This window comes from Oligoflexus sp. (assembly GCF_035638955.1).
Taxonomy (GTDB): Bacteria; Bdellovibrionota_B; Oligoflexia; order Oligoflexales; family Oligoflexaceae; genus Oligoflexus.
In genome coordinates this window covers 1-1,581 of record NZ_DASQYZ010000092.1, presented here as the reverse complement: position 1 = coordinate 1,581, position 1,581 = coordinate 1, and the positions used below count along the sequence as shown (strand labels likewise).

Here is a 1,581-nt window from a genome sequence, read left to right as displayed (position 1 = left end):
CTTTTCTGCAACGCTCACGACCAGGGCTCTTTACCAAGGCCGCTTGCAGTAGTTTGTAATCCGCTCCTGCAAACCGATTACGAAGGGCCTGCCTTCATCTTCCATGCTGCTTTCTACGACACACTCTCATCCAGGCGCCAGTTTTTGCCCAAAGGCCGCTTCAGCCGGCGCACAGCCTTCTCCACCCCTGGTGTAAACTTTATAACCCAGCGGTAGATGGTGGTGTGGTCAACTTCAAGCCCACGCTCCCGGGCCATCTCTTCAAGGTCGCGGTAGCTCAGCTTGTAGGAAAGATACCAGCGGACGTTGAGCATGATGATCTGGCGCTCGAAGACGTGTCCTCTGGTGTCAAAAAGCATGAGAAGGCCCCTAAGGTTTTCCGGAGAATACCATGGACTTACCCAAGTGCAACACAACCGTTATACATGCTGACTGGCTCATCGCGAGCCATGAGATCGTTGAAGTATTGCATCCAGGTGCGCACAGCCGGAGTCTTCCCGGATTTCTGACTTTAAACTGAATTGCGCTAAAAACCACTTCAAAGGATGTTGCCGAACATAATCCCACTTCAAGCAATCAGTGAAGCTTTCTGCTGTCCACAAATTGTGGACACCCAGAACTTGACTTGCGAATCATTCATTCAGAGTCGTTTGGAGAGGGTCCCGCACAGAGATTTTTTAGACTGGAAGATAAAGGAAATCGGCACGACAGCGAAGATGGAGCGAATGCGGATTTTTTCCCAATTGGTCACAGCCGGTGCGGACCAAAAATCCTCGTCAAATATAACTTTTCAATAGGCCAGTGGGCCTCGTTTGAAGATCTTTGAAATGAGCCAGCGTCGGGTCAGCCGGAAGGGGTGGACCCTCCGGCCGGCCTTGTTATTCGCTTTTATAAGTAACGGTGCCGTTGCAATACAGCCACTCGGTTTTCTGATATCCCGACTGGCATGAGGTCGAATAGGAGGTCTCGGCTTCCGTATGGTGGTTTTTTCCGTCAAGACTGACCTTGTCCACCATCAGATTGCGCGCTCCTCCTGCGCCACTGTCGTTCACGAACTCGACCTTGATGCTGTCGATGGCAACGGTCTTCGGATGACTATAGGTGAATGTCTGGAACTGGCGAAGAGCCGGGCTGCCTTTGATATCAGCCCAGGTGGCAACTGCAACGTCGTTCACCAGCAGGCGCATGGTGGGATAAACGCCATCGGCAGGCTCACCGGCAGCAAAGACGCTAATGGCCGAACCAAGTTCATAGGCACCGAGATCGGGCAGCCCTGAGGCCGCACGACCGGAATAGTCGGCTGCATAGCCCAACTCCAGACCTGCATCAACGGCCGTACTCCCTTCCGCGAGGCGCAAATCACCTTTCCCGGCAGCGAAGAACCCTGCATCAGAAAGCTTTTCAGTGGAAGCGAGGGCAAAGCCAGGATTGACGCCACTAGCAAGACTGTAAAGATTATTGGTATGGGTGAAGGCTCCTGTGCGGGCAATGGCGACATCGCTGACGAAGATGTTGTTTCTGAGGAGCAGGGTGGTCGGACTTTCTTCTCTCTTGAGGCAGTCGATACTGGGATTTCCCCCG

At 53.1% G+C, this 1,581-nt stretch carries 1 protein-coding gene and 1 pseudogene; both read right to left on the bottom strand.

Annotated features, from left to right (window positions below; genetic code table 11):
* Window positions 1-122: 122 nt before the first annotated feature.
* Window positions 123-359, bottom strand: a pseudogene (locus tag VE954_RS08960) (IS6 family transposase); the annotation flags it as partial.
* Window positions 360-878: 519 nt separating this feature from the next.
* Window positions 879-1,581, bottom strand: a 703-nt coding sequence (locus tag VE954_RS08955) for a carbohydrate-binding domain-containing protein (protein WP_324951831.1), incomplete at its 5' end; no start/stop codon positions are given.